This window comes from Bifidobacterium pluvialisilvae, from assembly GCF_019331695.1.
In the GTDB taxonomy this organism is placed as follows: Bacteria; Actinomycetota; Actinomycetes; order Actinomycetales; family Bifidobacteriaceae; genus Galliscardovia; species Galliscardovia pluvialisilvae.
The window spans coordinates 67,550-87,249 of the sequence record NZ_JAHBBI010000001.1; the positions used below are offsets into that span (position 1 = coordinate 67,550).

Here is a 19,700-nt window from a genome sequence, read left to right on the forward strand (position 1 = left end):
GGGGCTGTCGGCGGAGCCGACTGGGGGTGGCCGTGTGTCGTGTCTGACCACCCTCAGTCCCGCTGCGCGAGCCAGCTCCCGCCGGCGGGAGCGGAGGCGGCTACCGCATCAGCTGTTCGGCGATGGACGTGAACTCGGCGGCGAGCGGGGTGTCGGCGAGCGTGCCGTCCTCGTTCAGCACCACGGGCCGGCCGGCCTCGCCGTCGATGCGCACCTCGGGTTCGAGCGGCAGCGTGCCGAGCAGCGGCACGTCATGTTTCAGATCCTTGGTGAGCTGTTCGGAGACGCGACGGCCGCCACCCTCGCCGAAGATGCGCAGCTTCTCGCCGTTGTGCTCGTAGTAGCTCATGTTCTCGATGACGCCGCGCACCTTCATCGGCACCTGCAGCGCCACGAGACCGGCGCGCACCGCCACGTCGGAGGCGCTCGGCTGCGGCGTGGTCACCACCACGAGCTCCGCGTTCGGCAGCGCCTGCGCCACCGAGATGGCCATGTCGCCGGTGCCGGGCGCCAGGTCGAGCAGCAGCACGTCCGGCTCGCCCCACCACACGTCGGACAGGAACTGTTCGAGCGAACGCTGCAGACGAGGTCCGCGCCACAGGATCGCCCGGTCCGCGCCCGCGAACATGCCGATGGAGATGAGTTTGACGCCCCACGCCGTCACCGGCATGAGCATGCCGTTGAGATTCGTCGGATGGTCGTGTGCGCCGAACAACGTGGGCAGTGAGAAGCCGTAGATGTCCGCGTCGATGGCGGCCGTATCGTAGCCGAGCGCCGCGAACGTGGCGGCGAGGTTCGCCGTAACCGACGACTTGCCCACGCCGCCCTTGCCGGAGGCGATGGCGAAGATGCGGGTCTTCGTGCCAGGCTTCGTGAACGGGTTCTGCTTGCGTTCGGCCTTGAGATCGTTGACCAGGCCGGTCAGCTTCGACCGGCTCATCGACGCCACGTCGATATGCGGCACCAGTTTCGCCGCCGGATATGACGTCACCGCCTCGTTGATCTTGTCGATGATGGTCTGGGTGAGCGGGCAGCCCTCCACCGTGAGCTCCACCTTCACCGTCACGTCCACGATGGAACGGCCCGCGTCGATGACGTCGCGCGGCACGGCCTCTATCCCCACGATCATGCCGAGGTCGGTGATGGACTTGCCCAATTCCGGGTCGATGACGCGACTCAGCCGGTCATGCACGTTCCGTTCGATCACATCGGTCATTCCCACCTGGTTCGCCGCCGCCATATCGTCCTTTCGTCAGTCGTCACATCCGTCTGATTCGTGTCATTGACACTGTACCGTGAAAGCCGTCCGGCGTGCCAGAGAAAACGGGCATGGAAAACGAAATATGATGGGCGGTAGTCCGTTCGCAGCGACATGAAACGAGGTAACGATGCCGCAGTTCTCGCCCAATCCAGCCCATCCCATCGTCGAACGATACGACGGCGCATCCTCGGACGGCACGCAGGTGCGCGTCATCTACATGGAACAGACGACGGCGAACGTGGCGCTCGCATTGGTGTTCCCCAACCGACGGCACGATGACCGTCTCGGCGATGTCATGGACCTGCCGCGCATCGTGCACTGGGGCAGGCCGCTGCCGGCCGCCGGCCGCGAAGCCGTGCTGCTCGGCGCCTATGACGCGTTGCGGCCGCAGCGCGTCTCCGGCGCATTGAACGAAACCCCATGGCCGAGCATCCTGCCCACGCAGGCCGAATCATGGATCGGCAGGCCGCGTATCGTCGTACGACGCGGGGGAACGGAACTGTTCTGCCGGTTCGCGGTCGTGGACTGCTCCACCAGCATGGAACACGGTGCCGTCGCCGCCATGCTGGGCGCCATCGACGACGAGCACGGTATATCGCTGGTCCACACCATCGAACTCGAACCCGGCGGACTGGTCCGTCAGCGCGCCCATATCAGCGACCTCGCCGGAGGGAAGGACCATACGCCGCCGCTCGAAGTCGACGGCGTCGAACTCGGCTTCCCCATCCCCGAAACCGCATCGGAAATCCTCACCACCACCGGCCATCACCTACGCGAACGTTCGCCGCAACGCCAGCCGTTCACCATCGGCCGATTCGAAAAAAACTCGCTCGCCGGCCGCCCCGACTTCGACGCATCCCTATTGCTCACCGCCGGCACGCCCGGATTCGGCTTCGAGCATGGCGAAGCCTACGCCGTCCACGTCGGATGGAGCGGCAACTCCACGCTGTCGGCCGAACGCCTGCCCTACACCACCGGCATCATCGGCGGCGGCGAACTCCTCGCCGGAGGAGAGGTCACACTCACCGCCAATCCGAACGGCGCCGACCCCGACACGGCCAACACCTACACCACCCCATGGGTCTACGGATCGTACGGCGACGGACTCAACGAAATCGCCGCACGATTCCACCACCATCTGCGCTCGCTGCACCCGAACCTCAGCGCCAAACCACGGCCCGTCATCCTCAACACCTGGGAGGCCGTGTACTTCCACCAGAACTACGACACCCTGGCCGCACTCGCCGACAAAGCCGCCGAAATCGGTGTGGAACGCTTCGTCGTCGACGACGGCTGGTTCGGCTCCCGACGCGACGACACCAGCGGCCTCGGCGACTGGCGCGTCTCGACCGACGTATGGCCCGACGGGCCGAAAAGCCTCAAGGCGCTCGCCGACCACGTACACGGGCTCGGCATGGAATTCGGCCTGTGGTTCGAGCCGGAGATGATCAACCCCGACTCCGACCTGGCGCGCGAGCATCCGGAAGCCATCCTTGCGCCCACGCCGAACCGCCTGCCCGTGGAAGGACGCAGCCAACAGGTGCTCGACCTGACCAATCCGGACGCATGGCGGTACATATGCGGCAGCATCGACACGCTGATCGACGAGCTCGGCATCGACTACATCAAATGGGACCACAACAAGCTCGTCACCGAGGCCGCAAGCCCGATCGACGGCTACCGCCCCGCCGTGCATGAGCAGACCCGTGCCGTATACGACATGTGGCGCACGCTCAAGGAACGCCATCCCGGACTGGAGATTGAAAGCTGCTCGTCGGGCGGCGGCCGCGTGGACCTCGGCATCCTCGAATACGCGGACCGCATCTGGGCGTCCGACTGCGTGGACCCGGTCGAACGTGCCGACATCCAACGCTACACGTCACTGCTCGTGCCGCCGGAGATGATCGGCGAGCACGTGGGCGCCAGCCCCGCGCACTCCACCGGCCGGGCCACGAGCCAGACCATGCGCATGGCCATGGCGTTCCTCGGGCATCTCGGCGTCGAATGGAACCTGCTCGACCGGCCGCAGGCCGACCTCGACCTGCTGGCCGCATGGATCGCCGAATTCAAGAAGCACCGCGAATGGTTCGCCATCGACACCATGGTGCACGCCGACTCCGCCGACCCGTCCGTGCGATTGGACGGCGTGGTCAAGCCCGACCGTTCCGCCGCCATCTACCGGTTCACGCAGCTGACCACATCGGCCACGTACCCGGTCGCGCCCATGCACGTGCCCGGCCTCGACCCGGCGAAAAACTATCTCATCCAGCCCGTGCCAGTGAACGTGGACATCACGGCGATATCCAACGGCCAGACCCCGCTCGGCTGGTGGAACGCCGACGGCATCACACTCTCCGGCGCGCAGCTGGCATCCTACGGCCTGCGCATGCCCAGCCTCGACCCCGCCAACGCCGTGCTGTTCTGGGCGATAGAGGTGTGAACGGTGTGAGATGCGGCAGCCGTGGCAATCGCGGTGTGAGGCACGACCTCAGCGAACCAGCGTCGTCACGGTGTTCGGCGTCTTGCCTCCGCGGTTGAGGAACGACCGCGTACGGCAACGCAGCAGGATTCGCCGGCCCTCCTCGGTGTGGGTGTCGATTATCGTGCAGCCCGTCCAATGCCGTTGCAGGCTGGCGCGCAACGCTTCGACGTCCCGTTTGCGGCGGGCGAACACGGCCGGGCATGGCAGACTCACCCCATACGTGCGCACACCCCATTCCCGGCCCACGATGACATACCGCGGATTGTCGATGGGGGAGAGCAATTCGGCCATGGTCGCGGCGAACACGCCCTGTTCGCGTCGTGCGCCGCCGACGGCCATGCAACGCAACGCCGATTCACCATCCGCGTCCGAGACCGGCGTCTCCTCGACGGTCGCGAACATCCGGTCGACGCTGTCTGCACGCCTGCCCCCGGTCAGCACATCGGTCGAAACGACGGACGATACCGCACCGACGCCATGCAACGCATCAAGCACCGCGCACGACAACGCGAACAACGTTCGTCTCGGCACCATGACGGCGCGCCACCGCATGATCACCCGCCCGATCGGCACCAACGCCATCGCGCCACATATGAGCATCATCGGCCAGAATCCGAAATCCGCGCCCGAACGCGCCGAGGAACGCACCATGCCCGACGCGAAGTCCACCATCAGACCGACCATCTGCGACAACACGATATACGCAAGAATCTCGCCCAACGGCAGCAGCAGCACCATCCGCGGCGGCGGAGCCGGCCGATCCGTCTGCACCGCCTGCGCAACCCGGCCGTCCGTATCATCGACCGCCTTGCGCCACAGTTCGGCGGTCTCCGCGCGTCGGCCGCTTCGTTGCAGCATCACCGCATTGATGCGCGCGATGCCATCCCGGTCGTACGGCGGCGTGAACACGCCCAAACGGTCGATGCCGCTTTCCACATTGCGTGACACATACGACGGGCCGATGAAACAGTCGAACCGACGACGCAACGTCGCGAAATCATCGCCACGGATCACCGCATCATCCGGCGGATCCAGCCATTGCATCGTCTGTTCCCCGACCTCATTGAACGTCAGATGTCCGGGCTCCACAGCCGCCAGATGCCAGATGTTCGCCACTTTGCGCGGGTCGGCGGCCAGAGCACGAATCGCACGGCCGCGCATCTGATTCGTCAGCATGAACGAACCGACCGTACTCGCCAGCACCAGCGTGTTGACGCTCGGCGAATCCCAGCCCTCGCCCAGCAGCGATTTCGTACCGATGAGCACATGCAGCCGCCCTGACTCAACCAATGCGGTCATGATGGCGATCTTCACACCGTTCGACGAACCCAGATCGACCTCGCAATACCGTTCGTCCGGCAGCGGACGATACTTCGGCGTCACCCCACGTGCGGTGGCCAGGCGGTTGATGTCATCGGCCAGAATCGCCGGCATGATGGTCAGGCTGCCGGAGACCGCGCCGATCAGCGGCAGGAAACCATCCGACGATATCGTCGCCGTTTCGTTCGTCGGCGTCGACCCGTCCGTCACGTCCATCGGCCTGTTCGTCGCCATCGTGTCCACCGTCCGACGAATCGTTTCGAAGATCGGCACCAATCCCATCGACGTGATCGGCCTGCCGTCGCCGATGCGACGTTTCTCGTCGGCACGAATGTAATCGGTCAATACCAGCATCCGCAATCGGGCACCCATCACTCCGCTTTCATGACGGACGATACGACCGATCGACTCAAGCTTGCCCGCCGACGACATCAGCTTCCGGGTCAGCCTGTCGTTGTCCAGTAGGCAAACCCGTCCACGATCGGTCATGCCAAGTCTCGTCAACTCGCGTTTCAGCCGGTCCGACAGGTCCCTGCCGAACAGTTCCGGCGCGCCGACGATGAAACGGAACACCCGTTGCGCATACGACATGCGATATGCGGGCAGCATACGTTTCGCCGTGACCAGACGGACCAGACGCTTCGGCGGAACCATGCCGTCACGCCGGTTCATCAGCACCATCAACGCCAGATAATCGTCGGGATGGTCGTACAACGACGGCGGCACATGCCGCTGCCGTCCGTCGGCCGCGATGCCGGCCGCGGCAACGGCCTTATCAAACAGTTCGCCGTCGACGATCCACCGCACGGCATCACCGGCCTTGATGCGGAACCGCCGGATCTCCGCCGCCTCGGCCGGCGTCGGATAACTGAGCATCACGAAATCCTGATGCGGGCACAGGTCGCCGTTCCTGACCAGTTCCGGCGTGAAGATCTCCTCGTCGATGTCGCCGCACAGTTCGATATAGCGTTTCCATTCGTTGACGTTCGCGTCATACGGCGGCGTCGCCGTCAACGCGATGATGAGGACATCGTTCCTGACGCGCGGGTCGGCACGCAACGCCGCGACGAACGATTCGAGAATCCGCTGCCACTCGCGGCGCAGATGATGCGCCTCGTCAAGACAAATGGTCCGCACGCCGGCGGCGACGAGACGATCGACCAGTGCGGCAAGCAGACGGCGCTCGCGGTCCTTCGGGGATTCTGCGGCGACGTCTCGGCCGGAATCGTCATTGCTTCGGTTATCGTGTTCGCTTACCGCCGCATGCAGCGCCTGATACGTCACCGAGGTCAGCGCCTTCGGACGGCGAAGGTCGTCGGAGACCATGGAGCGTAGGGGATTGTCACCGTTGGAGTCGTTGTGATTCATCCGGAAATTGTCGACGAACCGTTGCCGCCATTGGTCGGCGATGGCGACGGTGGGGGAGAGCACCAAGGCGTTGTCTCCATGCTTACTACCGTGCCTGCTCCCGTGCCGACTCCCATGCCGGCGGATGAGCTCCAGTCCGAGAATGGTCTTGCCGCTGCCGGGCGGGGCGACGATATGGATATGCCCGTCGGCGGCGTGATGTTCGGCGGCGTCGAGCACACGCCGCTGGTAGTCGCGGAACTCACCGCGGAACCGCAGCCGCCTCCAGATGCCGTTTTCGCTCATCATCACACTCCCGCCGCCATGCGTCCGTCAACTTTCGCAGACTATCACGGCGGCATGGCGGTGAGGCCCCTTCCGAGGTACTCCTTCGTGGATTTCGAGGTGTCATATCGGAGGTTTTCTCCAAGAGGCGTTTCGCCCCCCCCCGTCGTGACCGACGGCATGCCGCATCCCTCATCGGAGGGAGATTTTCGCAGCATGTACGCCCAAACCGCGATGATGTCAAGACTTGACATCGCGATACGGATAAAACAAGGCAACGTTTGGCAACAATTTCCTTGCGCGAAGGCGTCCTCACCTACGCTGAAACCAGCAAAACGAAGTGCTGGAATACGAAGCTGTAACGGCGTTTCGCCAAGCTGATTTACCGCATTTCATCGAGCAGAAAGCAGGGAAACATGACAGACAACAATCTTCCGGTTCTCAATGCCGAAGTCGCCATCGAGAAGGGTCTGACCACCGCCGACGCCGCCAAGCGCCCCATCAAGGTCATCCAGTTCGGCGAGGGCAACTTCCTGCGCGCGTTCGTCGACTGGACCATCCAGCAGCTCAACAACAACGACCTGTTCGGCGGCAACGTCGCCATCGTGCAGCCGATCTCCCAGGGCCGTGCCAAGGACCTCGCCGCCCAGGACAATCTCTACACCGTCATCCTCGAAGGCCTGAAGAACGGCGAGCAGGTGCAGTCCCGCGAGCTCATCGACTCCATCGGCAAGTCCCTCAGCGCCGTCGGCGACTGGGAGGAGTTCCTCGCCCTGGCCGACGAGCCGGAGGCCAAGATCATCATCTCCAACACCACCGAGGCCGGCATCGCGCTCGACGACTCCGACACCGCCGAGACCGTGCCGCCGAAGAGCTACCCGGCCAAGCTCATCCACCTGCTCAAGCGCCGCTTCGACAACGGCCTGCCCGGCTTCCTCATCATCCCCTGCGAGCTGATCGCCGACAACGGCGACACCCTCAAGAAGTACCTGCTCGAGCTGGCCGACAAGTTCGGCTACGGCGAGGACTTCAAGACCTGGCTTGAGAACGACAACAAGTTCTTCAACACGCTCGTCGACCGCATCGTCCCCGGCTACCCGCGCGACCGCGCCGAGGAGCTGTGGAACGAGCTCGGCTACGTGGACAACAACATGGTCAAGGCCGAACCGTTCCTGCTGTGGGTCGTCTCCGGCGACGCCGCCGCCATCGACGAGGCCCTGCCCGCCAAGAAGCTCGGCATCGACCTGGTCACCCCCGAATCCGTCAAGCCGTACCGCGAGCGCAAGGTGTTCCTGCTCAACTGCCCGCACACCACGCTTGCCTCCGTGGCCCGTCTGGCCGGCGTCGCCACCGTGGGCGAGGCCATGAACGACCCGGACGTGCGTCCGTTCATCGAGAAGGAGATGCACGAGGAGATCATCCCGGTCCTCTCCCTGCCCGAGGACGAGCTCAACAAGTTCGCCGAGGCCGTGCTGGAGCGTTACGCCAACCCGTTCGTCAAGCACGCGCTCGACGCCATCGGCCTCAACTCCGCCGCCAAGTACGTGACCCGCTGCCTGCCGGTGCTGCTCAACAACGTGAAGGACGGCCACGGCCTGCCCAAGCGTCTGGTGCTCGCCCTCTCCGGCCTCATCTACACCTACGGCGGCCTGGCCGAAGGCAAGGTCAACATCTCCGACGACCCGGCCGTCGTCGCCAAGTTCGAGGAGGCCGCCAAGAGCGAGAACTATGCGGCCACCATCCTCGCCGACGCCTCCGTGTGGGGCCAGGACCTCACCGAGGTCGAGGGCCTGGTCGACGCCGTGGCCGCCAACCTTGAGGCCATCAAGGCCGAGGGCATGCGTCCGCTCATCAAGGCGCTCGCCTGAGTCTCGTGTCGGCCTGAGCGAGGTGTAAGCCGAGTCGAAGGATCTGACCGCCCATAGGGGAAGATCCTTCGACGTCGGGCTTCGCCCTTCGCTCAGGATGACAGAAACGGTACGCCGCTCTCAGGATGACGCGGACGCGTTCGCCTGTTTGGAACGACGTGCATTTATTCGTTGATAGGAAGGGCTTTCATCATGGATACGATTCATCTCGATCCGCATGACAAGGTCGCCGTCGCCGCGCGTGACCTGAAGAAGGGCGAGGCCGTCAAGGTCGAGGGCCTTGACGAGCCGGTCGTCGCGCTTGAGGACGTCGGCCGCGGCCACAAGATCGCCATCGAGGACATCCCCGAGGGCGAGCAGATCATCAAGTACGGCTATTCGATCGGCCACGCCAAGTGCGACATCGCCAAGGGCTCGTGGGTGCACACGCACAACACGAAGTCGAACCTCGGACCGGACCTGCAGTACACGTACGACCCGGTGCCGGACGTCGTCAAGCCGGGCAGCAAGCCCAGCGACCTGACGTTCCAGGGCTACCGCCGTTCCACGGGCAAGGTCGGCATCCGCAACGACCTGTACATCGTGCCGGCCGTCGGCTGCATCAACTCGCTGTGCGACAACATCGCCAAGCAGTTCGAGGCCCTGCATCCCGACCGCGGCGCCTTCGACTCCATCATCATCGCGCACCACCCGTACGGCTGCTCCCAGCTGGGCGGCGACCATGAGATGACCAAGCGCATCCTGCAGGACATCGCCATGCATCCGAACGCCGGCGGCGTGCTCGTCGTGGGCCTCGGCTGCGAGAACAACCAGATTCCGCAGTTCAAGTCGGAGATGACCCCGCTCATGGGCTGCTGCGGCACGGACGCCGAGCCGAGCGACGCCGTCGTCAAGGATCTTCAGGACGGTCTGGTCTACGACCCGCATCGTGTGAAGTTCATGATCTGCCAGCTCGAGGACGACGAATACGAGACCGCCGCCAAGCTGCTCGAGGAGATCAACGAGGCGGCCCTCGCCGACCGTCGCGAGCCCATCCCGATCAGCGAACTGACCGTGGGCGTCAAGTGCGGCGGCTCCGACGGCCTGTCCGGTGTGACCGCCAACCCGCTCGTCGGCAAGTTCGCCGAATGGCTGGCCGCGCAGGGCGGCAAGGTCGTGCTCACCGAGGTGCCCGAGATGTTCGGCGCCGAACAGGTACTCATGAGCCAGGCCAAGGACGAGAAGACGTTCGAGGACATCGTCCACCTCATCAAGAACTTCAAGGACTACTTCCGCAAGTACAACCAGCCGATCGGCGAGAACCCGTCGCCGGGCAACAAGGCCGGCGGCATCACCACGCTCGAGGACAAGTCGCTCGGCTGCATCCGCAAGGGCGGCAAGTGCGAGGTCACCGACGTGATCGCCTACGGCCACCAGGCCACCGAACCGGGCCTGACCCTGTTGCAGGCGCCGGGCAACGACTTGGTCTCCTCGTCCGGTCTGGCCAGCGCCGGCTGCAATATCGTACTGTTCACCACCGGGCGCGGCAACCCGTACGGCACCTACGTGCCCACGTACAAGGTCGCCACGAACGTGCCGCTCGCCACCAAGCATTCGCGCTGGATTGACTTCAACGCCGGCCGTCTGCTCAGCGAGCACATGGAGGACGTGCTGCCCGACTTCATCGCCAGCGTGATGGCCACCGTCAACGGCGAGCGCAGCACGCGCAACGAGGAGTACGGCATGCACGAGATCGCCATCTTCAAGGACGGCATCACCGAATAATCATCGAATACAGGAATGACATGGCCGAATGATCGGCCTGCCATCCGATCGGCTCCTCTCCGTCGGGAGGGGAGCCGTATGGTCCCGTAAAGGAGCGGCCATCGTTTTCATTTCTTCTTTCCTGTGATCGGTTTGTCAACGTTCCGAAGACCCATGCCTTCGGAACGTTTTCGCATATCCGATGCGCATATCGTCCATATATCCGACGTCATACAACGACGTATGGCTGACCGGCGACACGTGGACGTGGCAAAAGAACGAATTTTATCCTTCGATGCGTAAACTCTGTTTACAGAAGAAATCTTGTTTTGGGAGAAGTTTATGAACAAGGTGACTATTCGCGATGTTGCGAAGGCTGCGGGAGTGTCCCCGTCGACGGTGTCCCGCGCGTATTCCATGCCCGGTCGTGTAAGCCCGGCGACGACCAAACGCATTTTCGCCGTGGCCGAGGAGCTCGGCTACCATGGCACCCCTATAGAATCCCGTCCCTCCAGCGGTCACAAGGGTCTTATCGCCATCATTGTGCCGGATATGGCCAACCAGTTCTTCACCGATATCACGCGCAGCGTGCAGCAGGAGTGCGCACGTCAGGGCGTCGGACTGCTGGTCAGCGAATCGCAGGAGTCGGCGTCGTTGGAACGTGTGGCGTTCGACAGGGCCGTCTACTATGCGGACGGGGTGATCCTCGCCTCCAGCCGCATGCCCGATTCGATGATTCGCAAATGCGCGCAGGTCAAGCCCATTGTCGTCACCAACCGCATCATCCGCGGCGTGCCGAGCATCGTCACCGACGTCTCCGACGGCATGCACCAGGCGGCCATACATCTCAAGGAACTGGGATTCAGCCGCGTCACCTATCTTGACGGGCCGGCGCACTCATGGTCGGCCGGCGTCTGCTGGAACGAACTGACCAAGGCGTGCAACGAGGCGGGGCTGAAGATCCGCCGCCACTGGCCGGGCGTGCCCACGTACGAGGGCGGCTACAAGGTGGCTGTGGACTATCTGAAGAACCCCACCGGCGCGGTCATCGCATACAATGACATGATGGCGTTGGGATTCATCGCCGCCATGCGCAAGGAGGGCTACGAATGCCCTCGTGACTATTCGGTCATCGGCATCGACGACGACATCGTCGGCCGGCTCGCATGGCCGTCGCTTACGACCATCCACCGTTCCACGCGGCTGGTGGGCACGCAGGCCGCGAAGACGCTGCTCAGGCGCTTCAAGGCCACCGACGAGGACGTGCCCGTGCAGAGCACGCCAACGCGGCTCGTCGTGCGCGACAGCACCGGACGCCGCCCGGCGTAGGCGAGGGGCGATTCCGGAATGCGTCGTGCGTTGACCGGTCGTGGGTGTAAACATGATGGTTGGAAAAACGTTGGAACTACACGAAACGGGGACTGACATGCCGCTGCCCACACCGCCCGAGGATTCCGGATACGACCGCGCCACCGCCGACGAACTCGCCCGCCGCCACGGCGCGCTCGACGAGGATTTCCCCATCGCCGATGCCTACGGCGCCGAGCTCGACAAGCATCACGCATGGGGGCTGCCGTTCAACGGCTACGCCAACGCCGCCGGCTACGGCTACGTGCAGGAGCCCACGCTCGGCATCGCGCAGGACGGCTGGGACTCGCATGAGGCGTTCACCCGGCTCACGCCCGGCGCGCAGACCATCGTCGTCTACCGCAGCCTCGAACGCGGCCACGACATCGACCGCGAATCCGCCCGCAACTTCCTGAAGCACGAGCGCGGCATCATCATCCACGGCAACCAGCCGTACTAAAGCGTGCACGCCGGCACCTGGCAAGATACGCGGCTTTGAGTAATCCAGGGCGCCGCAATCCGGACGGGAACATGAGAGTGGGAGACGTGCGTTGACACCCCAGACGCAATCATCGCCGGCATCGAAACGACACGGCAAGATCACCATCGGCAATGCGCTGAGCTATGCGATGGGCGACATCTACGGCGGCGGCGGGCCCACGCTGACCGGCACGTACCTCGCCGTGTTCTGGACGCACTTCTGCGGGTTCGACATCTCCACCGCCCAGGGCATCATCGGCGGCGCTGCCGTCGTCAGCGCCGTGTGCGCCATCCTGTTCGGCCTGCTGTCCGAACGGTTCTACCTGTATCGGCTCGGCCGCCGCTTCGGACGGCGGCGCTTCTTCATCATGCTGTGCTCGCCGCTCGTGCTCGTCACCCTGCTCATGTGGGTGCCGGGGCTGCCGCAGCCACTGTATTTCGTGCTCTACGTGCTCTACATCGTGCTGCTGCAGATGTTCGGCGTCTGCTACGCGGCACTGCCGGGGGAGATGACCACCGACTTCGCCGGACGCTCCATGCTCTCCACGGTACGGCTGCTGCTCAGCGGCCTCTCCACGGCGATCATCCCCATGTTCGCCAGCTGGGTGTTGTCGCATCTCGGCGAAGGCAACGCATACTCGTACCAGCTGTTCGCCACCATCGTCACCGTGGTGTTCGCGTGCGTCACGTTCGCCAGCTCGCGGCTCACCTGGGAGCTCACGCCCGAGGAGGCGGGCTTCGGCGAGGCCGAACTGGCCCGTCGCCGCGCCGCAGAGGCCGCCCACCGGCGCACCCTTCGCGAGATGCTCGCCGCGGCCGGCCGCGTGGCCCGCGAATACGCGTCCACGTTCCATATCGCCACGTTCCGCATCCACATCACGCTGTATCTCATCTGCCTGACGTTGCAGGACATGTTCACCCAGACGTTCGTGTTCTTCGTGCTCTACGACTGGAACAAGACGGCCGCGTTCGCCTCGCTGCTGCTGTCGCTCGCCATCATGGCCGAGGTGTTCAAACCATTGTGGGGGTGGCTGTTCATCCACATCGGCCCGCGCAACCTGTACGCCGTATGCTATACGGGCGCGCTCACCGGACTGGCGCTGCTGTTCCTTGCATGGCGCACGGTCGGCGTGCTCGGCGGTGCGGCATGGACGGCGCTCGCCGTCGCCGCGTTCCTGGTCTGGTGCGTGTTCCGGTCGCTTTCCGGCACGCTGCCGTGGCTCATCTTCCCGTTCATCCCCGACGTCGACATGATTGTGACCAAACGCAACCGTGCGTCGATCTTCTCCGGCATCACCACGTTCCTGCGGTTCATCTGCACCGGCCTGGCGTCCATCGCCTGCGGCGCGTTTCTCGCGGCCACCGGCTTCCAGCCGAACCATGCGGGGGTCCAGAGCGCCGGTGCACAGGCGGGCATCGCGTTCGTGTGCCTTGGATGGTCCGCCATCGGCTTCCTCGTGGCGTTCGTCATCTCACGCCGCTTCGCACTCGACCAGCGCGGCGACCTCATGCTGCTGCACGAGATCGACCGCCTCAAGTCCGGTGGCTCCAAGGACGACGCCGACCCGGAGGTGCGTGAGACGGTCGAACGGCTCACCGGCATCCCGTACGACCAATGCTGGCGGTAGTGCCGGATCAGTCCAGATGGAACACCTCACGCAGGTCCTCGCATACGGGGGAGTTGTCGGGGTTCGTCTCCATGACCGGCGCCATGAAATCCCACCACTTGCGGTTGATGGGCGTATCGGCGGACTCGGCCCAGCGCGCCTCGTCCTCCACCTCGATGTAGCCGAACAGCGTGTCCGTCCCGGCATCGAACGCGATTGTGTAGTTGTGGCCGCCGTACTCGTGGATCATAGCCTTCATCTCCGGCCACAGCTCATGGTGCCGTCTGGCATACTCCTCCACCATGCCGGGGTACAGGTGCATCGTGAACGTCTTGCGGATCATCGGTCCTCCTTTGGACTGTCATGTATCGTACGCATCGTAGGCAGGACCCCGATGACGCGGGGCAATCCAAACATGCCGATAATTGACCGGCGGCTTACGGATGTTGCGCAACGTTCCGAATCACTCGTGCGCGGTGAAATACACGACGTCCGTGCTGTCGTTGCGGCTCAGGAACTCCTTCGTCGTCATATGGAACTCCTGCTTGAAGCACCGCAGGAAATGCGTGTACGAGGCGAAGCCGCACTGACGGTACACGTTCTGCGCGCTGCCGTACTCGCGCAGCAGCTCCTTCGAGCGCAGCAGCCGGCGTTTGAGGATGAACTCATGCAGGTTCAATCCCGTGCTCTTCTTGAACTGGCGTGAAAGATAGTACTTGTTGATGAAGAACCGGCCTGCGATATGGTCCAGCGAGCAGTCGCCGTCAAGATTCTCGTTCACATACTCCATCACGTTCGTGATGAGCATGGAGACCGGCTTGTTCACCGGCGCCACATCGGTGCTCGAATCGGCCACCGCCTTGTTAAGCGTCACCATGAAGTCCAGGAACCGACGCTCATACTCCAGGTCCTCGCCGTAGCCGGTGCCCGGTTGTTCGTCGAGTGTGGCGAACTCGCGGCGCAGCACATCCGGCTCCATGGTGATCACACGGCTCGTCGGCTTGCCGTTGTTCGAGAAGCATGCGGTGAGGTCCGTGTTCGTGGTCGAGCGGGATGCGAGGAAATCGTCGCACACATAGATGTATGCGCGCTCGTAGTAGTCGCTCGACTGGCGCACGATGTTGTGCAGGTCGTTGCTGTGCGCGAACGTGACCGTGCCCGGTCCCGTCGTGTACTCCTTGCCGCCGAGATGGAAGACGCCGGTGCCCTGCAACACGCAGTTGATCTCGTGGAAGTCGTGATAGTGCAGCTGGGCGTGCTCCACGACCTGCGAATCGACATGATAGATCTCGAAACGGTCGGAGATCATGGAGTTCACGATCACCGCACGCGGCTGTTCCTGATGCGTCATTGCACTCGCTCCTGTGCGTTGCCTATATTGCTATCCGTTGTTGATGTCATGGTACCCGTCGAATCAACAACGGATAGCAATTAGGCAAAACATGCGCACTGATTCATATATTCGGCGGTCGTGCGGACTCTACACTCAACAGGTGATAGACGACACAACGGAGGTGCCATGGGAGGTGCCATGATCAATTTCGGAGCGCGCGGCCACGACGTGACCGACGCCGACACGCCGGAGAAACTCGCCCGCCGGCTCGCTGAATACGGTGTGCACAACGTGCAGCTGGCACTGCCCCGGCAGTTCCCCGATCTCGCCGGTGCGACAAAGATCAACCCCGGCATGGGATCGTATTTCCGTCGGGTGCTGGGGGAATGCGGAGTCGACATCGCCGTGCTCGGCTGCTACATCAACATGACCCATCCCGACGACGCCGCGCGCGAGACCCTGCTGCGGCGGTTCGAAGCCTACCTGGCGAACGCGCGGTTCTTCGGCGCACCTGTGGTCGCCAGCGAGACCGGCTCCGTCGACGCCGCCCCGGGCCGGTTCACCGAGGAGAACTTCACCGAGGATATGTACCAGCGTTCGCTGGTGGCCGTGCGCCGGCTCGTGGCCGTGGGAGAGCGGTTCGGCACCATCGTCGGCGTGGAGCCCGGCGCGAACCATCCGATCTACGACATCGCCACCACCGAGCGGCTGCTCGCGGACGTGGACTCGCCGTATCTCGGCATCGTGTTCGATCCGACCGCATACACCGCGCCGAACGGGCGAACCGTGCACGACGGCGATCAGGTGGAGATCTCCTACAGGGCGCTCGAGGCGTTCGGCGACCGCATCGTGGCCGTGCACATCGACGACTTCACCGTGGAGCCGGCCGCGGGCGTCGGCGCTGCCACGAGAGGCGGAGGGCTGCATCGCTGCAACGTGGATGAGGGTGTGATGGACGTGCGCGGCATCTTGGAGGCCTTCTCGGCGGCCCGCCCATACGTCCCCGTGGTTCTCGAGGAGACCCGTGACGAGGCCATCGCCCGCACCGTGCGCAAGTACGGAGGATTGTGATTCGGTTTGCGGCAGGGAATGCATGGCAACGGAAAGAAGTGACCTCCGTGCCGAGAAGGTGTGGCGGGGAAGTGCTGTGCACGGTATATGGCCATTGCCTGCCTCGTGAGTCGGGCTCTCCCACCGTGAATCGTTGAAATTGCAATGCGCGGGATGGGGTGTGGGTTTGGTGATATGGCACGGAATCGCCGTATGGTGGCCAGCGTCGTTCCATACCACGAAAAGCTGGCACGGAACGACGCCTCCGGCGGACGGTGCCGTTCCACGCCCCACGCGCGAAGTCGCGTACGGTGGTTATCCCCAATGCTTCGTCGAGGGTGGTCCGTCCGTCCACATTCCTCTGCGGCCCGGTGGGCAAGTCGCGTGGCGCCGTATGTTCGTTGCATGGGAATATCACACATGTCGCAGCCGATGCAGCAGGGCTCCGCTCATTCCATGGGGACGATGCTTGCGGTTCGTCGCAGGGAGACGGTGCGGCTATGCACGGAAGCCGCCAAGCGGGCCGGAACGAAGATGCTGTTCGGCATGCAGACGTCGTTGATGCTGCAGGCGATTCCCGTGCCGTCCCGGTGCGATCTGGACGATGAGATACTGCATACCGTGGCACGGGATTGGAAGAGGCGCATTCGGGGTCGGGGATTGCAGGCGCATGTCTGGAAAGGCTACGAGAACGGTGCGTTCGTACGGGTCAATCAGCATGTGTACGCTTTGGATGCCTCACATGTATGGGCTCAGCTTTCGCCTCATATTCCTTTCGAGGAGCTGGTCGTGCTGGCGAATTCCATCATTGCCACGCTGTCCTTGAGAGGGGCCGGCACATACGACGACGTGTATGCGAGGTTGCGTGATTTGGTGGCGCGGCCCATGCGCTTCACCGGGATACGAAACTGCAGATCGGCGTTAAGGCTATGCTTGGGAGGCGTTCGTTCACCCATGGAGTCGCGAACGTATCTGTCGTTGATGAGTCACGGCATTCCCGTTCCGAAGGTCGGGATGACGATCCCCGGGGTGATGTTCCGATCGAATGTTCCGATGACCGTGGACTTGGCGTGGCCGGAGCAGAAGGTGGCTGTCGAGTATGACGGCGACCATCATAGGACCGACCGGACGCAATGGCGGCGTGACCAGGAGAAGCGGGAGCTGTTGCGAAGTCACGGCTGGATAGTGGTAATCGTCACTGCGGACGACCTTCGTGATGATGACTCGCGCGCCGCATTGGCGTTCAGGGTGGCGCGGTATCTGACCGGGCGCGGATTGCGGGTTGATTTTTCCGTGGACGCGACGTCGTTGTCCCAGTTGGCGGGGAGTATTGCGCCAATATGGTAAGGCGGAGGTGTTGCCACTGAATGTGGAAACAGGCGTTTGGAAGTCTTCCCTGCCTGTAGATTGTGGCAGAGAACATCATAAAGCCGGATTCACGGATTCCCTGACACGAATGGTGCCGGTACTCGCGGTTTCGACATTGGCGTTTCAACGATTTCCGCTTGCGTGACGGATTATCTATGGCACGGAGTGTTCGAGGGTGCTGATTCTTGGTTGTGTGCCGGAAAATCGTGGCAGGGAATGTAGCGGATTCGGAATCATATGTTCCGTGCCGTCGGAGACACGGCTTGTGACGGGAAACGCCTGTTGTGGAGGATTCTGCGGGCGTTTCCCGGCAAATAATCGAGGATGGAGGTACCCGACTAGTCAAGCAGGCTCAGGACGTAGTCTTTGATTTCGCCGTCCTTGGCGTTGGCGGTGAAAAGCTCCTTGAAGTGCTCGCCGGCGAAGGCGCCCTTGACGAGTTCGGGGTCGAGGGCCTTGTAGATGTCGACCAGCGGCCTGTAGGCGGCGGCGCGTACGCCGTCGAGGATCTTCTTGTTGCGCTGCTCGGGGACGACGCGGTCCTTGGGGTAGCCGGAGCCCGGTTCCTCGAGCCACATCTGCTCGAAGATGTACTTGAGCTGCAGTTCCTGGCCCCAGCCGTTCTTGAGCGCGAACGGGATGGCCATGGCGTTGCCGTCGTTGATCTGGGCGAAGGTGTAGGCGTCGAGCGGGTCCTCGACGTGACCGCAGATGACGCCGGGGAAGCTGTTGAGGGCGAGCATGGCGCCCTCGCCGGTGCCGCAGCCGGTGACGACGAAGTCGGCGGCGCCGGTGTTGAGCAGGGCGGCGGCGAGGATGCCGTTCTGCACGTAGGTGAGCTGGGCGTCGTCGTCGGCCGCGTACATGCCGTAGTTGTCGACGTCGAAGCCCTTCTCGTCGGCGACCTTCTTCAGGGCGCCGTAGATGAGGCCGTTCTTGGCGGCCTGCGAGTTCTCGTTGATGAGTGCGATACGCATTGTGTTTCCTTTCGTTGGATGGTGGTGTGTTGTAGGGGATGTTCGACTGTTGTCATCCTGAGCGGAGGGCGAAGCCCGGAGTCGAAGGATCTTGCGCCCGACGACATCCGGATCCTTCGACTGCGCTCAGGATGACAAGATGGTGTGTTGGATGACATGGTTGGATTTGGGGTGTCGTCCTCCCCTCAGTCGCCTGTGGCGACAGCTCCCCTCCAGAGGGGAGCCAAGAAGGTTATGTGGTTTCGGCCGTCGCCGGGCGAAGGCGCGCGCCTCCTGAGCGTGATTGTCGGATGATGCGTGCGACTTTAAGGCGTGGAGAATGAAGGCGTACAAAAGTACGTCGAGTTCTCCACAACGCGGAAGGCGCTCCATCATCCGACAATCACCGGTCACGGTTGTTTGCCGATGTAGGCGAGGATGCCGCCGTCGACGTACAGGACGTGCCCGTTGACGAAGTCGCTGGCGTCGGAGGCGAGGAACACGGCGGGGCCCTTGAGGTCGTCGGGGGTGCCCCATCGTGCGGCGGGGGTCTTGGCGATGATGAACTGGTCGAAGGGGTGGCGGGAGCCGTCGGCCTGGCGTTCGCGCAATGGCGCGGTCTGCGGGGTGGCGATGTAGCCGGGGCCGATGCCGTTGCATTGGATGTTGGCTTCGCCGTATTCGGAGCAGATGTTGCGGGTGAGCATCTTGAGTCCGCCTTTGGCTGCGGCGTAGGCGGAGACGGTTTCGCGGCCGAGTTCGCTCATCATGGAGCAGATGTTGATGATCTTGCCGTGGCCCTTGGCGATCATGCCGGGGATGACGGCCTTGGAGACGATGAACGGTCCGTTGAGGTCGATGTCGACGACCTGGCGGAAGTCGGCGGCGCTCATTTCGGTCATGGGGATGCGTTTGATGATGCCCGCATTGTTCACCAACACATCGATGATGCCGTACTTGTCGTTGATGTCCTTGACCATGGCGTTGACGGCGTCCTCGTCGGTGACGTCGCACCGGTAGCCGTGGGCTTCGTATCCGAGGTCGGCGTACTCCTTCTCGGCCTTGTCGATTTCGTCCTGTTTGCGGGCGTTGAACACGATTCTGGCGCCGGCCTCGGCGAGCGCCGAGGCGATGGCGAAGCCGATGCCGTAGGTGGCGCCGGTCACGAGGGCGAGCTTTCCTTTGAGGGAGAAGCTGTCCATGGAGAATCCTTCTGCCATGTTTCCTTCTTTCTGGATTGTTGTTCCGGGATG

At 63.4% G+C, this 19,700-nt stretch carries 14 protein-coding genes; 8 read left to right on the forward strand and 6 right to left on the reverse strand.

Annotation, left to right across the window (positions count from 1 at the left end):
- Positions 1-100 precede the first annotated feature (100 nt).
- Positions 101-1,216, reverse strand: a complete 1,116-nt coding sequence (locus KIH77_RS00275) for an Mrp/NBP35 family ATP-binding protein (protein ID WP_219099315.1) — start codon at positions 1,214-1,216, stop codon at positions 101-103.
- Between the two features lie 172 nt (positions 1,217-1,388).
- Here KIH77_RS00275 and KIH77_RS00280 point away from each other — a divergent pair, with 172 nt between their 5' ends.
- Positions 1,389-3,701 (forward strand): alpha-galactosidase, encoded by a 2,313-nt coding sequence (locus tag KIH77_RS00280; RefSeq protein WP_219099028.1) that lies wholly within the window; start codon positions 1,389-1,391, stop codon positions 3,699-3,701.
- A 48-nt stretch (positions 3,702-3,749) separates the two neighbouring features.
- Here KIH77_RS00280 and KIH77_RS00285 read toward each other — a convergent pair whose 3' ends face one another.
- Positions 3,750-6,719, reverse strand: coding sequence for a DEAD/DEAH box helicase family protein (locus tag KIH77_RS00285; protein WP_219099030.1), 2,970 nt, complete (start codon positions 6,717-6,719; stop codon positions 3,750-3,752).
- A gap of 392 nt (positions 6,720-7,111) precedes the next feature.
- Between KIH77_RS00285 and KIH77_RS00290 the strand changes: the two genes are divergently transcribed.
- From KIH77_RS00290 to KIH77_RS00310, 5 genes are all read left to right on the forward strand, one after another.
- Entirely contained in the window at positions 7,112-8,563 is a 1,452-nt protein-coding gene (locus KIH77_RS00290; protein WP_219099032.1) for a tagaturonate reductase, read from the forward strand.
- 192 nt (positions 8,564-8,755) lie between these two features.
- Positions 8,756-10,327: a UxaA family hydrolase gene (locus KIH77_RS00295; protein WP_219099033.1), complete on the forward strand. Its 1,572-nt coding sequence runs from the start codon at positions 8,756-8,758 to the stop codon at positions 10,325-10,327.
- A 321-nt stretch (positions 10,328-10,648) separates the two neighbouring features.
- Complete coding sequence (locus KIH77_RS00300; protein WP_219099035.1) at positions 10,649-11,635, forward strand: LacI family DNA-binding transcriptional regulator; 987 nt, start codon at positions 10,649-10,651, stop codon at positions 11,633-11,635.
- A 97-nt stretch (positions 11,636-11,732) separates the two neighbouring features.
- Entirely contained in the window at positions 11,733-12,113 is a 381-nt protein-coding gene (locus KIH77_RS00305) for a glycerophosphodiester phosphodiesterase (RefSeq protein ID WP_219099037.1), read from the forward strand.
- A 91-nt stretch (positions 12,114-12,204) separates the two neighbouring features.
- Positions 12,205-13,761 carry an MFS transporter gene (locus tag KIH77_RS00310; protein WP_219099039.1) on the forward strand — a complete coding sequence of 519 codons (1,557 nt, stop codon included), beginning with the start codon at positions 12,205-12,207 and terminating at the stop codon, positions 13,759-13,761.
- A gap of 7 nt (positions 13,762-13,768) precedes the next feature.
- Here the strand turns inward: KIH77_RS00310 and rhaM are convergent, their stop codons facing one another.
- Together rhaM and KIH77_RS00320 are read right to left on the reverse strand one after the other, a co-directional pair.
- A complete protein-coding gene (gene rhaM, locus KIH77_RS00315; protein WP_219099041.1) occupies positions 13,769-14,083 on the reverse strand; it encodes an L-rhamnose mutarotase in 315 nt (104 codons plus the stop codon).
- A 120-nt stretch (positions 14,084-14,203) separates the two neighbouring features.
- Positions 14,204-15,091 carry an AraC family transcriptional regulator gene (locus tag KIH77_RS00320; RefSeq protein WP_219099043.1) on the reverse strand — a complete coding sequence of 296 codons (888 nt, stop codon included), beginning with the start codon at positions 15,089-15,091 and terminating at the stop codon, positions 14,204-14,206.
- Between the two features lie 180 nt (positions 15,092-15,271).
- Here KIH77_RS00320 and KIH77_RS00325 point away from each other — a divergent pair, with 180 nt between their 5' ends.
- On the forward strand, positions 15,272-16,144 hold the full coding sequence (locus tag KIH77_RS00325) for a sugar phosphate isomerase/epimerase family protein (protein WP_219099045.1): 873 nt from the start codon (positions 15,272-15,274) through the stop codon (positions 16,142-16,144).
- A gap of 399 nt (positions 16,145-16,543) precedes the next feature.
- The gene (locus tag KIH77_RS00330) at positions 16,544-17,470 is read left to right on the forward strand and encodes an endonuclease domain-containing protein (RefSeq protein WP_236024347.1); all 927 of its coding nucleotides are present in this window, start codon (positions 16,544-16,546) and stop codon (positions 17,468-17,470) included.
- Between the two features lie 359 nt (positions 17,471-17,829).
- On the opposite strand, the gene KIH77_RS00335 is transcribed toward KIH77_RS00330, so the two are convergent.
- On the reverse strand, positions 17,830-18,468 hold the full coding sequence (locus KIH77_RS00335; RefSeq protein ID WP_219099047.1) for an RpiB/LacA/LacB family sugar-phosphate isomerase: 639 nt from the start codon (positions 18,466-18,468) through the stop codon (positions 17,830-17,832).
- A 389-nt stretch (positions 18,469-18,857) separates the two neighbouring features.
- Positions 18,858-19,667, reverse strand: coding sequence for a gluconate 5-dehydrogenase (locus KIH77_RS00340; protein WP_219099049.1), 810 nt, complete (start codon positions 19,665-19,667; stop codon positions 18,858-18,860).
- Positions 19,668-19,700 lie beyond the last annotated feature (33 nt).